At 70.1% G+C, this 18225-nt stretch carries 17 protein-coding genes; all 17 read left to right on the forward strand.

Annotated features, from left to right (window positions below):
* Positions 1-13: 13 nt before the first annotated feature.
* The 17 genes from htpG (at position 14) to NYO99_RS19120 (ending at position 18210) form a co-directional block, all read left to right on the forward strand.
* Entirely contained in the window at positions 14-1894 is a 1881-nt protein-coding gene (gene htpG / locus NYO99_RS19040) for a molecular chaperone HtpG (RefSeq protein WP_268168866.1), read from the forward strand.
* Positions 1895-2053: 159 nt separating this feature from the next.
* Positions 2054-2665, forward strand: coding sequence for a GNAT family N-acetyltransferase (locus tag NYO99_RS19045; protein ID WP_268168867.1), 612 nt, complete (start codon positions 2054-2056; stop codon positions 2663-2665).
* Between the two features lie 18 nt (positions 2666-2683).
* The gene (locus NYO99_RS19050; protein ID WP_268168868.1) at positions 2684-2977 is read left to right on the forward strand and encodes a hypothetical protein; all 294 of its coding nucleotides are present in this window, start codon (positions 2684-2686) and stop codon (positions 2975-2977) included.
* A 178-nt stretch (positions 2978-3155) separates the two neighbouring features.
* Positions 3156-4127, forward strand: a complete 972-nt coding sequence (locus NYO99_RS19055; RefSeq protein WP_268168869.1) for a tripartite tricarboxylate transporter substrate-binding protein — start codon at positions 3156-3158, stop codon at positions 4125-4127.
* A 397-nt stretch (positions 4128-4524) separates the two neighbouring features.
* Positions 4525-4791 carry a hypothetical protein gene (locus tag NYO99_RS19060; RefSeq protein ID WP_268168870.1) on the forward strand — a complete coding sequence of 89 codons (267 nt, stop codon included), beginning with the start codon at positions 4525-4527 and terminating at the stop codon, positions 4789-4791.
* Between the two features lie 98 nt (positions 4792-4889).
* A complete protein-coding gene (gene lnt, locus NYO99_RS19065; RefSeq protein ID WP_268168871.1) occupies positions 4890-7763 on the forward strand; it encodes an apolipoprotein N-acyltransferase in 2874 nt (957 codons plus the stop codon).
* An 86-nt stretch (positions 7764-7849) separates the two neighbouring features.
* Positions 7850-8584 carry a hypothetical protein gene (locus tag NYO99_RS19070; protein WP_268168872.1) on the forward strand — a complete coding sequence of 245 codons (735 nt, stop codon included), beginning with the start codon at positions 7850-7852 and terminating at the stop codon, positions 8582-8584.
* The gene (locus NYO99_RS19075) at positions 8584-9267 is read left to right on the forward strand and encodes a hypothetical protein (RefSeq protein WP_268168873.1); all 684 of its coding nucleotides are present in this window, start codon (positions 8584-8586) and stop codon (positions 9265-9267) included. The genes NYO99_RS19070 and NYO99_RS19075 overlap by 1 nt, the downstream gene beginning before the upstream one ends.
* Positions 9264-9458: a hypothetical protein gene (locus NYO99_RS19080; protein ID WP_268168874.1), complete on the forward strand. Its 195-nt coding sequence runs from the start codon at positions 9264-9266 to the stop codon at positions 9456-9458. Before NYO99_RS19075 ends, NYO99_RS19080 begins: the two co-directional genes overlap by 4 nt.
* A gap of 18 nt (positions 9459-9476) precedes the next feature.
* The gene (gene cpaB / locus NYO99_RS19085) at positions 9477-10349 is read left to right on the forward strand and encodes a Flp pilus assembly protein CpaB (RefSeq protein ID WP_268168875.1); all 873 of its coding nucleotides are present in this window, start codon (positions 9477-9479) and stop codon (positions 10347-10349) included.
* The gene (locus NYO99_RS19090) at positions 10346-12535 is read left to right on the forward strand and encodes a pilus assembly protein N-terminal domain-containing protein (RefSeq protein WP_268168876.1); all 2190 of its coding nucleotides are present in this window, start codon (positions 10346-10348) and stop codon (positions 12533-12535) included. Before cpaB ends, NYO99_RS19090 begins: the two co-directional genes overlap by 4 nt.
* A gap of 16 nt (positions 12536-12551) precedes the next feature.
* The gene (locus NYO99_RS19095) at positions 12552-14291 is read left to right on the forward strand and encodes a TadA family conjugal transfer-associated ATPase (RefSeq protein ID WP_268168877.1); all 1740 of its coding nucleotides are present in this window, start codon (positions 12552-12554) and stop codon (positions 14289-14291) included.
* Positions 14292-14349: 58 nt separating this feature from the next.
* Positions 14350-15210 carry a type II secretion system F family protein gene (locus NYO99_RS19100; RefSeq protein WP_268168878.1) on the forward strand — a complete coding sequence of 287 codons (861 nt, stop codon included), beginning with the start codon at positions 14350-14352 and terminating at the stop codon, positions 15208-15210.
* Complete coding sequence (locus NYO99_RS19105; RefSeq protein WP_268168879.1) at positions 15207-16106, forward strand: type II secretion system F family protein; 900 nt, start codon at positions 15207-15209, stop codon at positions 16104-16106. The genes NYO99_RS19100 and NYO99_RS19105 overlap by 4 nt, the downstream gene beginning before the upstream one ends.
* 7 nt (positions 16107-16113) lie before the next feature.
* Positions 16114-16440: a DUF192 domain-containing protein gene (locus NYO99_RS19110; RefSeq protein ID WP_268168880.1), complete on the forward strand. Its 327-nt coding sequence runs from the start codon at positions 16114-16116 to the stop codon at positions 16438-16440.
* 23 nt (positions 16441-16463) lie between these two features.
* On the forward strand, positions 16464-17315 hold the full coding sequence (locus NYO99_RS19115; protein WP_268168881.1) for a hypothetical protein: 852 nt from the start codon (positions 16464-16466) through the stop codon (positions 17313-17315).
* Position 17316: 1 nt separating this feature from the next.
* Positions 17317-18210, forward strand: a complete 894-nt coding sequence (locus NYO99_RS19120; protein ID WP_268168882.1) for a TadE/TadG family type IV pilus assembly protein — start codon at positions 17317-17319, stop codon at positions 18208-18210.
* Positions 18211-18225 lie beyond the last annotated feature (15 nt).

Genomic DNA, 18225 nt, shown 5'->3' on the forward strand with positions numbered 1-18225 from the left:
CTTCATTCCAGCCATGACCAAGCAAACCCACGCCTTCCAGGCCGAAGTCAAGCAGATCCTGCACCTCGTCACCCACAGCCTGTACTCCAACAAGGAGATCTTCCTGCGCGAGCTGGTGAGCAACGCCAGCGACGCCTGCGACAAGCTGCGCTTCGAGGCGCTGGACAACGCGGCGCTGTTCGAGGACGCGCCCAACCTGGAAGTGCGCGTCAGCTTCAATGAGGAAGCCAAGACGCTGACCATCAGCGACAACGGCATCGGCATGAGCGCCGACGAGGCCGCGGCTCATCTGGGCACCATCGCCAAGAGCGGCACGCGCGAGTTCATGGCCAAGCTCGAAGGCGACCAGAAGAAGGACGCCCAGCTCATCGGCCAGTTCGGCGTGGGCTTTTATTCCGGCTTCATCGTCGCCGACCGCATCACCGTCGAGACCCGCCGCGCCGGGCTGTCGGCCGACCAGGGCGTGCGCTGGAGCAGCGAGGGCACGGGCGAGTACGAGCTGGAGACGATCACCAAGGCGGGCCGCGGCACTGACGTCATCCTGCATCTGCGCGAGGGCGAGGAGGAGTTCCTGAAGACCTGGCGCGTCAAGAGCACCATCGCCAAGTACAGCGACCACATCTCCCTGCCCATCCTGATGAAGAAGGAGACCTGGGACGCGGAAGCCGCCAAGCAGGTCGTGACGGACGAGTGGGAGCCGGTCAACAAGGCGTCGGCGCTGTGGAGCCGCTCCAAGAGCGAGATCACACAGGAGCAGTACGACGAGTTCTACAAGCAGATCAGCCACGACACCGAGGCGCCCCTGGCCCACACGCACAACCGCGTGGAAGGCCGCAGCGAGTACACGCAGCTGCTCTACATCCCGGCCAAGGCGCCGTTCGACCTGTGGAACCGCGACAAGCGCGGCGGCGTGAAGCTGTACGTGAAGCGCGTGTTCATCATGGACGACGCCGAGGCGCTGATGCCGGTGTACCTGCGCTTCGTGAAGGGCGTGATCGACTCGGCCGATCTGCCGCTGAACGTCTCGCGCGAACTGCTGCAGGAAAGCCGTGACGTGCGCGCCATCCGCGAGGGCTCGACCAAGCGCGTGCTCGGCATGCTGGAAAGCCTGGCCAACAGCGAGGACGCCGCCGAGAAGCAGAAGTACGCCGACTTCTGGAAGGACTTCGGCCAGGTGCTGAAGGAAGGCATCGGCGAGGACCACCAGAACCAGGAGCGCCTGGCCAAGCTGTTCCGCTTCGCGTCCACGCATGCCGACGAGGGCGTCAGCCTCGCCGATTACGTGAGCCGCATGAAGGAAGGCCAGGAGGCCATCTACTACATCACCGCCGACAGCCTGGCCGCCGCCAAGCACAGCCCGCAGCTGGAGATCTTCCGCAAGAAGGGCATCGAGGTGCTGCTGCTGGTGGACCGCGTGGACGAGTGGATGCTCAGCCACCTCTACGAGTTCGACGGCAAGCCGCTGCAGTCCGTCGCCAAGGGCGCCGTGGACCTGGGCAAGCTGCAGGACGAAGAAGAGAAGAAGAAGGCTGAGGAAGCGGCCGAGGCGTTCAAGCCGCTGCTGGACAAGCTCAAGGAAACGCTCAAGGACCGCGCCAAGGACGTGCGCGTGACGACCCGCCTGGTCGATTCACCGGCCTGCATCGTGGTGGAAGAGGGCGATGTGTCCGGCCATCTGGCCCGTTTGCTGAAGCAGGCCGGCCAGCAGGCGCCGGTGTCGCTGCCGACGCTGGAGATCAACGCCGAGCACGCGCTGGTCAAGAAGCTGGACGGCAGTGCCCACTTTGACGACCTGGCCCAGGTGCTGTTCGACCAGGCCGTGCTGGCCGAGGGCGGCCATCTGGAAGACCCCGCGGCCTACGTCCGTCGCGTCAACGCGCTGCTGATGGGCTGATGCCCGCTTGCCGCCGCCCGGGAGGGCGGCGGTCTCCGGTCGGTCGGGGCCCGCATTTGTGTGCTTTTGTGACAGCAATGCGACAACCCCGCTTGCCGGGGCTTCCGGTCAGATTCACGAGTGGCTAATCTCCTAGGGTTTCCACCGTATTCCGACGAGATGCTCCCGATTGAGTCTGCCGAGCCCATCGCCGCCGCCGTGCCGGCCGCCATGGTGACCCGCCGTCTGGTGCTGCGTCCCCCCAAGGACAGCGATCTCGACACCCTGCTCGCCCTGCATGCCGACCCGGCCGTGAGCCGTTTTTGCGCCGCCGCCACGCCCAACGGCCGTGAGGCCACCGAGGCGCAATTGCAGAGCTGGCTGTCGCATTGGCAGACGCACGGTTTCGGCCACTGGGCCATTGCCGAACGCGAGCAGCCCGATCAGCTCATCGGGTTCGGCGGCCTGATGAACCGGCGCGTCGCCGGCCATGCCGGGCTGTACCTGTACTACCGCATCACGCCCCAGGCCTGGGGCCGCGGCCTGGCGTCCGAGATGGCGCTGCATGGCATCACGCAGGCCTTCGAGCAGCGCCAGGAAGGCGCCGTGGTGGCCGCCGTGCTGCCGAACAACATGCCCACGCGCAAGACGCTGGAGGGCCTGGGACTGCGGGCCAAGGGGACGCTGTCCTTCGGCCCGGGCAATGCCGCCGCGCTGCTGTACGAGCTGGGCGCCGACCGCTGGGCCAGCCTGCCCCGGTGCGAGCCCGAGCCGGTCGCCTTCGCCGCCTGAGCGGCCCAGCGCGCCGCCATGACCGACGGCTGGGACATCACCCCGCCCTTCAACGCCGAGGCGTCGCTGCAGACGCTCAAGCGCTTTCTGCGTGACCAGCGCGTGCTGGTCGAGCGCGCTGAGGCCTGGCAGCTGGCCGGCCAGCCCGTGCTCAAACTGGCGATCGAGGCCGGTGCGCTGCAGTTGCATCTGGCCCGACGCCCGGCGCGCACGCCGGAGTGGGAGCGGCTCGCGCTGGGCTCGGCCGTCGACGTGCGGCGCGCGCAGGACGAGATCAGGCGCCGGCTCGCCCGCTGGCAGGACGACGACTGACGCACGCATCTGCGCCGCAAATGTGGGAATCCACACAGACGCGCAGCGTGGAAAGCCTGATGCTCGCGGCACGCGACCTTCTCACGCGGAGGTCCGGATTTGTTCCGCTGCCCCCTGGCAGCCTGCCCACGACGGCGGCTCCACCGAAGAGCGCCGTCCAACCGTAGGAGACATTGCGATGCGCACCCACCTGCTGCTGGCCGCCGGCCTCATGGCCGCCCTGCCTGCGTTTGCCCAGTACCCCGGCGACAAGCCCGTCACCATCGTCGTGCCCTTCGCGGCCGGCGGCCCCACCGACAAGGTCGCGCGCGACCTGGCCGAGGCGCTGCGCAAGCCGCTGGGCGCCACCGTCATCATCGAGAACGTCGGCGGCGTCGGTGGCACGCTGGGCGCCAACAAGGTGGCCAAGGCCTCGCCTGACGGCCACACGCTGCTGCTGCACCACATCGGCCTCGCCACGGCCACGGCGCTGTACCGCAACCTGCCCTACAAGACGCTGGAAGACTTCGAGTACCTGGGCATGGTCAATGAAGTGCCGATGACGCTGATCGGCCGTCCCGACCTGCCGGCCAACAGCTATGCCGACCTCGCCAAGTGGATGACGGCCAACAAGGGCAAGATCAACCTGGCCAATGCCGGCGTGGGTTCGGCTTCGCACCTGTGCGGCCTGCTGTTCCAGCAGACGGTGCAGATCGACATGACCACCGTGCCGTACAAGGGCACGGCACCGGCCATGAACGACCTGCTGGGCGGCCAGGTCGACATCATGTGCGACCAGACCACCAACACCACCGGCCAGATCGAGGCCGGCAAGGTCAAGGCCTTCGCCGTCATGTCGGCCAAGCGCCTGACCAGCGGCTCGCTGGCCAAGCTGCCCACGGCGGACGAGTCGGGCCTGAAGGGCTTCAACCTCGCCATTTGGCACGGCCTGTACGCGCCCAAGGGCACGCCCAAGGCGGTCGTGGACAAGGTCAACACCGCGCTGCGCGCGGCACTGAAGGACGCTGACTTCCAGAAGCGCCAGCAGGCGCTCGGCGCGGTCATCATCAGCGACGCGCGCGTCGGCACGGCCGAACACAAGAAGTTCGTCGAGGCCGAGATCAACAAGCTGGGCCCCATCATCAAGGCCGCCGGCCAGTACGCCGACTGAGCCCCCGCGCGCGCCAGCAGCGCGCCTGACGGCGCTGCTGCGTCACCCTGCAAAGGCCTGCCATGCACTGCGTGGCAGGCCTTTTTCGTTGGGTGGCAGCCTGGCGGGATCTGCGGGGCCAGGGCTTGCTGCTGCAGTGCAGCAGTTCTCCTACACGACGGGCCAGCCGCACCTCCCCCCAAACCTCTGGGATGCCGCTGGTAACTCTTTTGACGCGGCGCCACACATCCATGTAATCCAGGTAACCAGTTGTTGAGAGCGTGAATTGGGTCACGACAGCGTCCCTAGACTGCGCCGGGCCATGAGAAAGCGTAACTGTTCAGTTGAGCGGCATCGTGGCGCAACCGGCTCCAGCTTCGGTGGGGAGCCACGCCTCATTCACACCTTGGAGTTACCCATGTCGTTCCACAGCAAGCGCCAGCAACGCGGTCAGGGCATGACCGAATACATCATCATCGTGGCGCTGATCGCCATCGCCGCCATCGCCGTCTACCAGATGTTCGGCAACACCGTGCGCAGCCAGACGGCCGCCATCGCCCAGGAACTGGCCGGCAATGACGGCACCGATTCCAAGGACAACGCGCAGACCGCCGCTGCAGCTGCGGCCACCGAGGCCAACGTCAAGCGCAACCTCGACACCTACACCGGCAACGCTGCCAAGTAAGGCGCACGCCGCGCGGCTTGGCTGCGCGGCCTGTTGCACCGAGTGTTTCGGGAGGCGGGCCGGGATGGCCAGCTTCTCGCCCCCAGGGAATTTTCATCGTGTTGCGTCCGCACGCCGCCTTGGCGAGCTCCGCCGTGCTCGGCAGCCTTTTGGGGCTGTGCCAGGGCTGGCCGTGGGGCTGGCTGCCTGCCCAGTTGCTGCTCGCGCTGCAACTGGCGCTGCTGTTCGCGCCCGGCGTGGGTGCGGGCGCGGCGGCTTTGCGTGCGGCGGCCTTCGGCGCGGCGATGGCGCTGGCCGGCTATGCCGGCTTCCTGAGCGACTTGCCCGGTGCCGCGCCGGGCACGCTGCTGCTGGCGGGGGCCGGCCTGGTGGCCGTGCATGCGCTGCTGCTGGCGGCATGCGCGGCGCTGGCGGTGCGGCTGCCGGCCAGCCCGGCCGTGCATGCGCTGCTGGCCTGGCCGGCGCTGTGGTGCCTGCACGAGGCGCTGCTGGCGCAAGGCCCGCTGGCCATGCCCTGGCTGCGCCTGGGGCAGCTGCAGGCGCCGTACGGCCCCTGGGCGGCGGCGCTGCCGCTGGGCGGCACGCTGCTGGCCGGCCTGCTGATGTGGTGGACCGCCGCGCTGCTGTGGCGGGCCGTGGGCCAGCCGGCCGAGCGGCGCCGTGCGCTGCTGGCCGGCCTGGCGCTGCTGGCCGTGGTGAACGGCCTGGGCCGGCTGACGTGGACGCAGGCCAGCGGCGAGCTGGCCGCTGTGCTGCTGCAGCCAGGCGCAGCGCCTGAGGCCGCTGACGAAGCTGGCACGCAGCAGCGCATGGCCGCGTTGATGTCGGCCGCGGAGGCGGCGCGCTCGCAGCTGCTGGTGAGCCCGCAGCTGGCCCTGCGCAAGACCGCGTCGGCGCTGCCGGACGACTACCTGCGCCAGCTCGCCCATGCGCTGGACCGCCGCGACAGCGACCTGCTGCTGGGCCTGTACGTGGCGCAGGGCGATGGCCGGCTGCAAAACGCCGTGCTGTCGCTGGGCAGCTCCGGCCCGCAGCGTTACCTGAAGCGCCAGCTGTTTCCGTTTGGCGAGTTCCTGCCCGCGCAGGGCGCGTTGCGCGACTGGCTGGCCGGCGGGCAGCCGCGGCAGGACACGGCGCGTGGCCCGGCCGATGCCGAACCGCTGTGGCTGGGTGGCCACCGGGCCAGCCTCAGCGTCTGTTTCGAGCTGGCCTTCCCGGGCCTGTGGCGGCAGGAGGCGGCCACCAGCGAGGTGCTGGTCAATCTGTCCTCGGCGGCCGCCCATCCGGGCGCGCTGCTGCAGCGCCAGTTCGACCAGCAGGCCGCGGCGCGGGCACTGGAGTTCCAGAAGCCGCTGCTGCATGCCACCGACATCGGCGGCGCCTTCGCGCTGGACGCTGCCGGCCACACCGTCGCGCGGCTGGCGCGTGACGCCACCGCCAGCCTGCCGGTCACGCTGCAGGCGCGCCGCGGGCTGACGCCGTTCGCCCGCGTCGGCGACGCGCTGGCGCTGTCGCTGGCCGTGGCGGGCCTGGTGCTGGCGTGGCTGTCGCAAGCGGGGGCGGCCGCCCAGCCGCGGCTGCGCCTGCAGGCCCAGCGGGGCCAGGTCTTGATGGCGGGTGTGGCGCTGATCCTGATGTCGGCCGGCCTGCTGTACTACATGGTCAACAGCGGCCAGGCCGTCACCGAGAAGATGCGTGTGACCAACGCCGCCGACGCAGCTGCCTACAGCGCCGGTGTCGTGGAGGCGCGGGCACTGAACTACGACGCCTACCTGAACCGCGCGATGGTGGCCAACCAGATCGCCATCGCGCAGATGGTCAGCGTGGGCTCCTGGGTGCGCTACTTCGCCAATGCGGTGGACGAGGTGCCGGCCTCGGGCACGGACATCTTCTTCATGATGTCGCCCAGCCTGGAGGGCTACAAGATCCTGGCCATCTTCGCGGCCACCAAGGTGGTGCTGGAGTACTACACCGGCCAGAGCGCGAACTACTACGCCGACTACGTGCTGCAGTACGGCATCGGCCCCATCATCGCGGTGCACGACGCCGTCGTCGGCGCCATGGCGGCCTCGCAGGGCGCCGTGCATGCCAACCTGATCGCGGGCGTGCGGCAGAAGCAGATCGCCGACGACGTGGCGCAGGCCATGGACCCGCAGCTCAAGACCCAGGTGGTGCTGGCCTCGCACGGCTTCGACAACTTCACCAAGTCCTACGCCAACAACGACCGCGGCCGCTTTGCCGACGTGACCATGCGCTCGCGCGACGACTTCAGCCGCGAGCGGAACTGGACGGTGAGCGCCCCGGACATCCCGCTGTTCAAGAAGAACGGCGAGATGAAGAAGCGCGCCGGCACCGAGCTGGTCGGCTACGACGAGTGGCGCGGCATGGACACGCTGGAGCTGCACGGCGAACGCTTTGGCTGCGGCAAGCTGGGGCTGAGCTGGTGCGGCGACATCCAGAAGCCGCTGGGCTGGGCGGCGGTCAACATTCCCAAGAACAACTGCAGCGGCAGCGGCAGCGGCAGCAGCGCCAATGGCTACCACGGCAACGCCTATGGCGAGAACCGCCGCACCGCCAACAAGGCCGAGGGCGAGATGGAGCAGCCCGGCTACTACTGCTTCAGTGGCCTGCCCGCCGTGCGCGAGCTGCGCAACGTGGCGCCCGACGCCGAGCTGAGCACCGGCATCACCCTCTTCGTCACCAAGGACCACGCCCAGCTGCGCACCTCCGGCGGCGCCGCCCAGGCCAAGCCTTCGGGCCAGCTGGCGCTGTTCGACGACAAGCCGGCCGGCGCCAAGCTCGCGGCGCTGGCCCGGGCGCAGGTGTTCTTCGATCGCATCTCGCCGCGCGCCGATGGCCGCACCGAGATCGCGAGCCTCTACAACCCGTACTGGCGTGTGCGCCTGGTGGCGCCCACGGCGGCCGACCGGGCCTGGGCTGCGGCCCAGCAGGGAGGGCTGGCGTTGCCATGAGCGTCGTCAAGCGTCCCCACTGCCAGCACCTCGCCGCAGCCTGCCGTGCGCAAGCGCGGCCCATCCGTCGTCGAGGAGGCGCCGCGATGCGCATGTCCCAGCCCGCGCGCCGCGCGCAGCGCGGCCAGTCCACCGTGGAGTTCGTCGTGGCGGCGCTGGCGCTGCTGCCGCTGTTCATCGCCGTGCCGCTGCTGGGCAAGTACCTGGACCTGTTCCAGGCCACCGAGGCCGCCAGCCGCTACGTGGCCTTCGAGGGCGTGGCCCGCAATTCGTCCAGCAGCTGGAAGACCGACGCCGAGCTGAGCCTGGAGGTGCGCCGGCGCTTCTTCAGCACCTCCGGCGCCCCCATCAAGACCGGCGACGCCGCGGGCGACTTCGCGGCCGACCGCAACCCCATCTGGACCGACCACACCGGCAAGCCGCTGATCGCCAAGTTCGAGGACGACGTGACCGTGGCCACCACCGTCAGCGGCAAGAACGCGATCGCCGCGACGGCGCCGTTCCGCGGCTGGTTGGGGCTGAGCCACGACAACTGGTACAGCGGCACCGTGACCGTGAACATGGCCGACACGTCGCTGGTGCCCACCATGCCCACGACGCGCCGCACCGTGCTGCTGGCCGATGCCTGGACGGCGCGCAACAACGCGCAGGTGCGCAACCGCATCGAGGACGGCGGCCTGGGCGTCTACCCCATCGGCCAGGCCAAGGCGGTGGTGGACCTGATCGGGCTGATCCCCCCCACCGTCAACGACCCCGCGCTGAAGGTCGGCGACCACGACTGGGACATCGTGCCCTGCGACCGGCTCAAGGAGGGCTGCTGATGCGCCTGCATGCCGCGACGGCTGCCCTGCTGCTGCTGGCCGGTGCCTGCGGCGCATCGCCCTGGCCCGAGCTGCCGCTGCCCGAGGGCGTGCGCGCCCAGAGCGTGGCCGCCGACAGCGTGCTCAACGGCCGCCGCGCCCGCATCCTGCGCGCCGAGTTCAGTGGCAGCGTGGACGACGCGCTGGCCTTCTACCGCGCACAGTTCGGCAAGCAGCATGTCGAGAACCCGCTGCGCGACGCCCGCGTCATTGCGGCTCGCCAGGGCGACTACTTCAACACCGTGCAGCTGCGCGAGCTGGCGCCGGGCCGCGTGCAGGCCACGCTGATGAGCACGCTGATGACCGGCCCTGGCGAGCTCAGCCGCGTGCTGCGCGACACCCAGCGCCTGCTGCCCGCCGACTCCACGGTGATGAACACCATGGAGTCCAGCGACGACGGCCGCCGCGCCGTGATGCTGACCGCGATGAACGCCGTGGACCTGCAGACCAACCGCGATGAGCTGGTGCGCGGCCTGCGCCAGCGCGGCCTGAACCTGGCGCGCGAGGAGCGTGCGCCGCTGGCCCGCGGCAGCGCACTGACGCTGTGGGCCGAGAGCGCGCAGGAGGAGGCCACGCTCAGCGTCATCGACGCGGGCGAGCACCGCCTGGTGGTGATCAACCGCGTGCGCGAGGCCCGGCCATGAGGCGCGGCGTGCAGCGGCGCGTGCGCGGCCAGGCGATGGTGGAGTACCTCGTCGTGGGCCTCGCGGTGGCGGCCATGTTCTTCCTGCCCTGGGATGGCAACCCGGGCAGCGACACCGTCGTCGAGCTGATGCTGGACGCCATCCGCACCGCGTTTGCCAAGTTCCTGAGTGCCGTATCACTGCCCGTCTGAGGGCTGGACCAACAAGACATGAGATTTGCGATCAATCGAAGCTGGCTGCTGCTGGGCGTGGCCCTGGTGCTGGGCGGGGTGTCGGCCTATGGCGTGAAGCGCTACATCGAGCAGCACGTGGAGGACATCGAGGCCCGCAGCCGCGCCAAGCGCACGGTGAAGGTGGTGGTGCCCAAGGAAGACCTCGCCAAGGGCACCGTGCTGCAGGCCGCACACGTGGCCGTGCGCGAGGTGCCGCAGGAGTGGACGCACTCCAACGCCATCTCGCCCGAGCAGTTCGAGCGCGTGGAAGGCCAGCCGCTGGCCTACCCGGTGGCGCGCGGCGAGATGCTGCTGTGGTCGCTGCTGGAGGGCGGGCGCTCGCCGTCGTTCTCGGCGCGGCTGCCCACGGGCCAGCGCGGCATCACGGTCACGGTGGACGAGGTGAACTCCATCTCCGGCCTGCTGCAGCCCGGCGACCGCATCGACCTGATGGTCACCGTCAAGCACGAGCAGAAGAGCTACCTGTTCCCGCTGCTGCAGAACGTGACCGTGCTGGCCACCGGCGCGCAGGCCATCCCCGTGGCCGGCTGGGACGGCAAGGACAGCAGCAAACGCAGCTTCTCCACCGTCACGCTGGAGACCTCGCCCGAGGACGGCCGCCGCGTCATCGCGGCGCGCGAGGTGGGCAAGCTCACCGCCATGCTGCGTGCGCCGGGCGACAAGGCCGAGGTGGCCGCCACGCGCACCGACGCGATGACGCTGCTGGGCCTGGGCGGCGCGGCCGTGTCCGACGAGCGCGTGCCCGTCATCTACGGCGGCGGCGCGCTCAAGGCCATTCCGCCGCTGGGCCGTGCGCCCGCCGCTGCGGCCGCGCCCGCTGCCCCCGTCCTCTCGCCCGCCCGCCCTTGAGCGCCCCGAGCGCCCTGGTGATGCCCGCCGATTTCTCCCTGGATTCCCGCGTGACCTCTTCATCGACTTCGACCCGCTCCCTGGCCGCGCTGCTCAGCGTGGCGTTGGTGCTGCCCGCGCCGCTGGCGTTGGCCCAGGACGCCGCCCAGCCCGCTGCTGCCGATGGCACGGCCCCGGCCGCCGACGCCGCCACGGGCGGCGGCTTCGCGCCCGCGCTCAAGCCCACGGCCAAGCGCAGCCGCAGCACGGCCAACAGCCCGTACACGCCCATCCAGGCCAGCGGCAACGACGGCCAGATCGCCGAGATCGACATGTTCGTCGGCGAGTCGCGCGTGTTCCCGGCGCCGGGCGTGGCGCGCATCGCAGTGGGCAATGGCAAGCTGCTGTCGGCCGCCGCGCTGGACGAGAAGGAGGTCATCCTGTTCGCCAACGGCGAGGGCACCTCGTCGCTGTTCATCTGGAATGCCGACGGCCGCTACCAGCGAGTGAAGATCAACATCGTGGCCGGCGACACTTCGCGCCATGCGCGCGAGATCGCGGCCTTCCTGGCCACCATCCCCAACGCCAAGACGTCCATCATCGGCGCCAACATCGTCGTGGAGGGCGAGCAGCTGTCGGACTTCGATCTGAACAAGATCGAGATGCTGGCCAAGCGCTATCCGCAAATCGTCAACTTCACCAACCGCGTCGGCTGGGAAAAGATGATCGCGATGGACGTCAAGGTGGTGGAGTTCCCTACCAGCCTGCTCAAGGAGACGGGCCTGAAGTGGAACGGCACCGGCGGCGCGGCAGTCGGCGCCATCTGGGGCCCGGCAGGCCGCGGGCATGACGGCCCCTACCAGATCAACATCCAGACCGGCACCTCGAACGGCGTGCCCATCACCAGCCCCATCCCCGGCCAGCCGGTGCCCATCCCCTCGGGGCTGAACGTGCTGAGCCTGCTGAACCTGGGCCTCAACGCGCAGCTCAACCTGCTGGCACAGGAGGGCAAGGCGGCGCTGCTGGCCGAGCCGCAGCTGTCGGCCCGCAACGGCGCCAAGGCCAGCTTCCTGGCCGGCGGCGAGATCCCCTATGCCGTGTCCACGCGGGACGGCACCTATGTGCAGTTCAAGCAGTACGGCATCAAGGTGGACATCACGCCGCGCGTGGACGCCAGCGGCGTGATCCGCGCGTCCATCGAGTCCGAGGTCAGCAGCATCGACCGCTCGGTGACGACGCTGGCCGGCCCCGCACTGCTGACCCGCAAGGCCAACACCGAGTTCAACCTGCGCGACGGCGAGACGCTGGTGCTGGCCGGCCTGCTGCAGCGTGAGGTGTCGTCGGATATGGACAAGCTGCCGCTGCTGGGCGACATCCCGGTGCTGGGCGCGCTGTTCCGCTCCAAGCGCTTCCAGAACAAGGAGACCGAGCTGGTGGTGTTCGTCACGCCGCGCATCGTGTCGGCCGAGTCCCCGTCCAACCGCGACCGCCTGCAGCGCACCACCGAGCGCCTGGAGGCCCGCATGGGCCCGGCGCCCTACCTGAGCGAGCCGCTGCAGCCCGGCGTCAGCTACGAGCGCGCCGACCAGGTGCCGCCGCGCGAGGGCCAGCCGCTGGCTGACAACGCGCCGCCGCCGGTGAGCGCCGAGGCGCCGCTGGTGGCCGGCATCGGCCGGGCGCCCGAGGGCGCGCTGCTGCGCGTGCAGGGCGCGCAGACCGTGCTGCGCAGCCGCCCCGAGGCCACGGCCGAGGCCTTGCTGACGCTGGCGCGCGGCGCCACCGTGGTGCTGGGCTCGGCGCCGTCGCAGCCGCCCGGCCAGGGCCGCTGGACGAATGTGCACGTGGGTGCGCTGAACGGCTGGGTGCTGTCCGAGCACATCGTCGCGTGGCGGCCGCAGGACGTTGGCCAGCCCGACGTGCGGCCGGCCGTGGTCAAGCCGGTGCCGGGCCTGCAGCCGGTGCTGCTGGGCAAGGTGGACGACGCGCTGCTCGGTGCGCCGCTGCGTGTGCAGTCCGAGGCGCTGGCGCTGCGCCAGTCGCCGGACGTGAATGCGGGCGTCGTGTGGCGCGCACAGCGGGGCGACCTGGTGCGCCGCCTCAGCCTGCCGCCGCAGGGCGCCTGGCTGCCGGTGCAGATCGGCGCCGGCCCCACGGGCAAGCGCGGCTGGGTGCTGGCGCAGTGGCTCGTTCCCCTGAACATGCCTTGAGCCGGAGATCGGTGCCATGAGCCAACTCATCATCCAGATCACCGACAGCGCGGGCGGCGAGACGCGCGAGCTCGAGTTCAACCAGCGCGAGATCCGCATCGGCCGCGACAAGGCCTGCGACATCGCGCTGCGCGGCTGGCGCGTGGGCCGCGAGCATGCCCGCCTGAGTGAGACGCGCGACGGCTGGGTGCTGGAAGACCTGGGCCAGTTCACCGGCACCTGGGTCAATGCGCAGCGCATCGTGCGCTACGGCCCGCTGAGCTTTGCCGACCAGATTCGCATCGGCACCACCACGCTGCGCGTGCGTGAGGCCGAGGGCCGCGCGTCGCCGCGCCCGGCGGTGCCGGCGCCCACGTCCGTGCCCACACCGGCGCCGGCGGCGCCCGGCGTCATCCCGCTGCACACGGCCCAGCCGGCAGCGGCCCGGGCCGCCGACGCGGGTGCAGCCGCCGAGGCGCTGCCGCCCGAGGTGCTGGCCGTGCAGGCCCGCCACCCGTGGCGCAAGCATGTGCACGATCAGCTGCTGGAGACCATCGACCTGCGCCGCCGCGACCTCACGCGCATGAGCGACGCCGAGCTGCGCGCCGAAACCGAGAACCTGGTGCGCGAGATCCTGGAGCGCCTGGGCGGCGAGCTGCCCGCGGGCCTGGACCGCGAGGCGCTGCGCAAGGAGGTGCTGGACGAGGCCGTGGGCCTGGGCCCGCTGGAAGACCTGCTGGAGGACGCCAGCGTCACCGAAGTGATGGTGAACCGCGCCGACGAGATCTTCGTGGAGCGCGGCGGCCGGCTGCAGCGCTACCCGCTGGCCTTCACCAGCGACCGCGCGGTGATGGGCGTCATCGAGCGCATCGTCGCGCCGCTGGGGCGGCGCATCGACGAGTCGTCGCCGCTGGTGGATGCGCGGCTCAAGGACGGCTCGCGCGTCAACGCCATCATCCCGCCGTTGGCGCTCAAGGGCCCGACGATCACCATCCGCAAGTTCTCCAAGAAGCGCCTCACGGCGGAGGATCTGGCGGCCTACGGCTCGGTGTCGCGGCCCATGGTGGAGTTCCTGGAGCTGTGCGTGAAGCAGCGCAAGAACATGATCGTCTCGGGCGGCACGGGCTCGGGCAAGACGACGCTGCTGAACGTGCTGTCCAACTTCATCCCGGACGGCGAACGCATCATCACCATCGAAGACGCGGCCGAGCTGCGGCTCAACCACTCGCACCTGGTGTCGCTGGAGTCGCGGCCGTCCAACGTGGAAGGGCGGGGCGCCATCACCATCCGCGAGCTGGTGAAGAACTCGCTGCGCATGCGGCCTGACCGCATCGTCGTCGGCGAGTGCCGTGGCGGCGAGGCGCTGGACATGTTGCAAGCCATGAACACGGGCCACGAGGGCTCGCTGACGACGCTGCACGCCAACACGCCGCGAGATGCGCTGGCGAGGCTGGAGACGCTGGTGCTGATGGCCGGCATGGATCTGCCCATCGGCGCCATCCGCGACCAGATCAACTCGGCCGTGGACATCATCGTGCAGCAGTCGCGCTTTGCCTGCGGCTCGCGCAAGGTCACCAGCATCACCGAGGTGGCCGGCATGGAGAACGGCAAGATCCAGCTGCAGGAGCTGTTCCGCTACGAGGCCCGGGGCTTCGGCGCTGACGGCCGCGTGGTGGGCGAGTTCGTCGGCTGCGATGCCGTGCCCACCTTCTACGACGAGCTGCGCGAGCAGGGCGTGCAGTTCGACCTGTCGTTGTTCAACAGGAGGGCGGCATGAGCCCCCGCACGGCCGCCCGAAGGGGCTCATCCCCGCTCGGCGGGGCAGGGGTGCAGACATGACGCCCAGCACCGTCGCAACGCTGGTGGCAGGCGCGGTTGCCGTGGCGATGATGATGCTCGTGTGGTCGGTGTTCAGCATCGCCACCAGCGGGCTGGCGCGCTACCGGCGGCTGTTCACCGAGCGTGCCCACATCGGGCTGCGTGAGCTCTTCCTGTTTGTCGACCCGGGGCGTCTGTTCGTGCTCAACCTGGCGCTCATCGTGCTGGGCGGGGTGCTGGCCTGGGCGGTGACGGGCAATGCGTTGCCGGCGCTGGTGGTGTCGCTGGTGCTGGCGGTGGGGCCGCGCTTCATGCTGCGCTGGCTGCGGCGGCGCCGCAGCGAGCAGTTGGAGCAGCAGCTGCCCGATGCGCTGCAGATGCTGGCCGGTGGCCTGAAGGCCGGCGTGAGCCTGTCGCAGGCCATCCAGCAGCTGGTGCTGGAGGCGCGGCCGCCGATCTCGCAGGAGTTCGACCTCGTGCTGCGCGAGCAGCGCCTGGGTGTGTCCATGGATGACGCGCTGGAAGGCCTGAACCGGCGCGTGCCGCTGCAGTCCATGACACTGACGATCTCGGCCATGCGCATTGCCAGCGAGACGGGCGGCCAGCTCGCCGAGACGCTGGAGCGCGCCGCGCAGACGCTGCGCCAGAAGCTGGCCATGGAGGGCAAGATCCGCGCGCTCACCTCGCAGGGCAAGCTGCAGGCCTGGGTGGTGGGGGCGCTGCCGCTGTTCCTGATCGTCGTGCTCAACAAGATGGAGCCGGCGGCCATGCACCTGATGTTCACGACGCGCATGGGCTGGGCCACGCTGGTGGTCATCGGCCTGTTCGAGTTCTTCGGCGTGCTCGTGATCCGCAAGATCGTGGACATCGACGTATGAGCGGCGCCGAGTTCACCTGGATGCAGTGGCTGCCGCTGGCCTGTGCGCTGGGCCTGGGCGTGGCGATGGCGCTGATCGCGCACAGCCTGATGAAGGCCATCGACGATGTGCCCGCCGAGGATCGCAGCTACCGCGACTCGCCGCCCACGGCCTTCCGGCTGCTGTGGTGGCCCATCCGCTGGATTGCGCACTACCTGGGCCCGCGGCTGCGCCCGGCGCAGCGCCTGCGCGTGCAGGGCCGGCTGCGGCTGGCGGGGCTGGACTACGCGCTGGCGCCCGAGCAGTTCATTGCCGCGCAGTTGTTGGGCGCGGCCATCAGCGGCTTGCTGACCTGGTGGCTGCTGGCCAGCTTCGGCCGCCCGGCCGGCCCCTGGCCCTGGGTGGGCGCGGCCTTCGGCTTCCTGTTCCCGGCCATCTGGCTGCGCGACCTCGTGCAGCTGCGCCGCCGCGAGACGCTCAAGACGCTGCCCTTCATGCTGGACATCATCACGCTCTGCGTGGAGGCTGGCCTGAACCTGACGGGCGCCTTCGCGCAGGCGGTGGCCAAGGGGCCGGCCGGGCCGCTGCGCGACGAGTTCTCGCGCGTGCTGCGCGATGTGCGCGCGGGCCGGCCGCGGCTGGACGCGCTGCGCACGCTGTCCGACCGCATGAACGAGCCGTCCATCACCAACTTCGTGTCGGCGCTGATCCAGGCCGAGCGCATGGGCATGAATCTCGGCCCCATCCTGCGCGCGCAGGCCGAGCAGCGCCGCACCGAGCGCTTTGCCCGCGCCGAAAAGCTCGCCATGGAAGCGCCGGTGAAGCTGCTGTTCCCGTTGATCGCGTTCATCTTCCCCTGCACCTTCGTCGTGCTGGGCTTCCCGATCGCGATGAAGTTCCTGCACATGGGGCTCTGACATGCAGATGCACACCTCCCGCGCCATGCCGGCGCTGCGCGTGCTGCACGCCGACAGCTTCCGCGCCCGATTGCTGGGCCTGCTGGCCCTGCCGCGGCTTCAGCCGGGCGAGGTGCTGGTGCTCAAGCCCTGCGCCAGCGTGCACACCTGCTTCATGCGCTACGCCATCGACGTGGTCTACGTGGACCGCGACGACCGCGTCATCAAGGTCGTGCCGGCGCTGGCGCCCTGGCGCGTCAGCGCCTGCCCCGGCGCGCGTGCCACGCTGGAGCTCGCTGCCGGCGAGGCCCAGCGGCTGGCGCTGCGGCCCGGCTCCCACATCGACACCCATTGATTTTTTCCCTGACGGTTGACGCCATGACCTTGTTCTCCTCCCGATTGCTGCTGCTGCCCCTGACGCTCGCCCTGGCCCATTGCGGCGGTGGCGGCGGCGGCGAGGCGGTTGGCGCCCCCACGACGCCGCCGGTTGCTGCCGACCCCTATGCCGGCACGGCGTACCAGAAGGTGCAGATCACCACCTTGGCCAAGGGCGGTGGGCCGGGCCTGGCCCGGTCCAACGTCCAGGCGCTCATCGATCAGTGCAACGCGTTCCGCAAGAGCTTTCACGACCTGCCGCCGTCGCCGCCGGTTGACGAAGCCTTGATGGCAGGCCTGGACGCCCAGGTCTGGGAGCGTTACTACGACAACCACAAGTCGGCCGAAACGGTCAGTTACTACGGCCTGAGGCTCACCGATTACGAGCGTTGGCAAGCGGATCTGAAAGCCAGCACATCCGCCGTCCCGTCGGTGGCGCCGAACTGCTCGGCAACAGAAAAGGACGAGGTCAGGGAGCGGTTGATGTACCTGTGGATGGACAAGGTTCGCTATGAACTGCGCCATGACACCAAGAAGGCCTTGGCGCGTCGCGAGCACATCAGCTTCACGCCCACCGACCTCGCAACGTCCAGCCAGGTGGCCGCCTGGCCCGCCAAGACCGTGATGGGTGAAAGCTGCCGCGTCGCCAGCACACCGGCCGATCCGTCCCTGGACGGCGCCTGCCTGTGGGAGCGCTTCCCGGCACGCAAGTACCTGAACCTGCCCTGGGCGCTGGAGTCCGTGACCGGCGCGGTGCAGGAGGTGCGCGTCGTCACGCTGGCACTGGAGCGTGACAAGCCGCTGCGCGCGGGCGTGCTGGCCATCCCGGCAGGCTTCACCGTGCAGGTTGACTGACATGCGCAGCCGTCCCGCCTATGGCCTGCCGCGCCGCGCCGCGCACCGCCAGCGGGGCGCGGGCCTGGTGGAGAGCGTCATCGTGATGCCGACGCTGCTGTTCCTGGTGCTCGGCATCTGGCAGGCGGCGCTGGGCTACCAGGCCAAGAGCAGCGTGAACTACGCGACCTTCGAGGCGGCGCGGGCGGGGGCGGTGAACAACGCCAGCGTGAGCAGCATCAAGGCGGCGTTCAGCAAGGGCATGGTGGGCTACTACGGCGGCGGTCGCACCGTGGCGGAGCTGGCGGCGAGCTACGCGAGGGCCACGGCCGACACGGCAGTGGGCATGCGCGTGGAAGTGCTGTCGCCCACCAAGGAAAGCTTTGACGACTACGCCAGCCCTGCGCTCAAAGAAGCGCTGAAGGCCGGAGACCTGGTGATCCCCAACGTGGGCCTGGACGAGCTGCACTGCCCGCGCGACGTGCCCGGCTGCAAGAGCGACCCCAAGAGCAACGCCAGCGGGCAGACGCTGCAGGACGCCAACCTGCTGAAGCTGCGCATCACCTACGGCATCCCGAAAGACAAGCAGATGCCGCTGGTGGGGCGGTTCTACACCTGGGCGCTGAGCAAGCTGGGCGCCGGGGTGGGGGACGCGTTCAAGCTGGGGTTGATCGAGGCGGGGCGCATCCCAGTGGTGTCGCACGTGGTGGTGCGCATGCAGTCGGACGCCATCCGCAACACGGCGATGGTGAGCAGCCCAGGGCCGGGCAACGACGGCACGCCCACCGACCCCGGGCCCGGGCCCACGCCGCCGGACCTGCCCACCTGCCCCTGGTGGGACCCCAGCTGCTCCATCTGCACCGACGGCGTGGGCGCCGGCAAGTGCGAACTGCCGCCGCCCAGCTGCGGCGGCTGAGTGCGCCACGCGCCA

Source organism: Roseateles hydrophilus (genome assembly GCF_026712245.1).
Taxonomy (GTDB): Bacteria; Pseudomonadota; Gammaproteobacteria; order Burkholderiales; family Burkholderiaceae_C; genus Pelomonas; species Pelomonas hydrophilus.

What these genes read in the sequence shown, in the direction of transcription:
- htpG (WP_268168866.1), top strand. Translation starts at nt 14, where the DNA reads ATGACCAAGCAAACCCACGCCTTCCAGGCCGAAGTCAAGCAGATCCTG.
- NYO99_RS19045 (WP_268168867.1), top strand. Translation starts at nt 2,054, where the DNA reads ATGCTCCCGATTGAGTCTGCCGAGCCCATCGCCGCCGCCGTGCCGGCC.
- NYO99_RS19050 (WP_268168868.1), top strand. Translation starts at nt 2,684, where the DNA reads ATGACCGACGGCTGGGACATCACCCCGCCCTTCAACGCCGAGGCGTCG.
- NYO99_RS19055 (WP_268168869.1), top strand. Translation starts at nt 3,156, where the DNA reads ATGCGCACCCACCTGCTGCTGGCCGCCGGCCTCATGGCCGCCCTGCCT.
- NYO99_RS19060 (WP_268168870.1), top strand. Translation starts at nt 4,525, where the DNA reads ATGTCGTTCCACAGCAAGCGCCAGCAACGCGGTCAGGGCATGACCGAA.
- NYO99_RS19070 (WP_268168872.1), top strand. Translation starts at nt 7,850, where the DNA reads ATGCGCATGTCCCAGCCCGCGCGCCGCGCGCAGCGCGGCCAGTCCACC.
- NYO99_RS19075 (WP_268168873.1), top strand. Translation starts at nt 8,584, where the DNA reads ATGCGCCTGCATGCCGCGACGGCTGCCCTGCTGCTGCTGGCCGGTGCC.
- NYO99_RS19080 (WP_268168874.1), top strand. Translation starts at nt 9,264, where the DNA reads ATGAGGCGCGGCGTGCAGCGGCGCGTGCGCGGCCAGGCGATGGTGGAG.
- cpaB (WP_268168875.1), top strand. Translation starts at nt 9,477, where the DNA reads ATGAGATTTGCGATCAATCGAAGCTGGCTGCTGCTGGGCGTGGCCCTG.
- NYO99_RS19095 (WP_268168877.1), top strand. Translation starts at nt 12,552, where the DNA reads ATGAGCCAACTCATCATCCAGATCACCGACAGCGCGGGCGGCGAGACG.
- NYO99_RS19100 (WP_268168878.1), top strand. Translation starts at nt 14,350, where the DNA reads ATGACGCCCAGCACCGTCGCAACGCTGGTGGCAGGCGCGGTTGCCGTG.
- NYO99_RS19105 (WP_268168879.1), top strand. Translation starts at nt 15,207, where the DNA reads ATGAGCGGCGCCGAGTTCACCTGGATGCAGTGGCTGCCGCTGGCCTGT.
- NYO99_RS19110 (WP_268168880.1), top strand. Translation starts at nt 16,114, where the DNA reads ATGCACACCTCCCGCGCCATGCCGGCGCTGCGCGTGCTGCACGCCGAC.
- NYO99_RS19115 (WP_268168881.1), top strand. Translation starts at nt 16,464, where the DNA reads ATGACCTTGTTCTCCTCCCGATTGCTGCTGCTGCCCCTGACGCTCGCC.
- NYO99_RS19120 (WP_268168882.1), top strand. Translation starts at nt 17,317, where the DNA reads ATGCGCAGCCGTCCCGCCTATGGCCTGCCGCGCCGCGCCGCGCACCGC.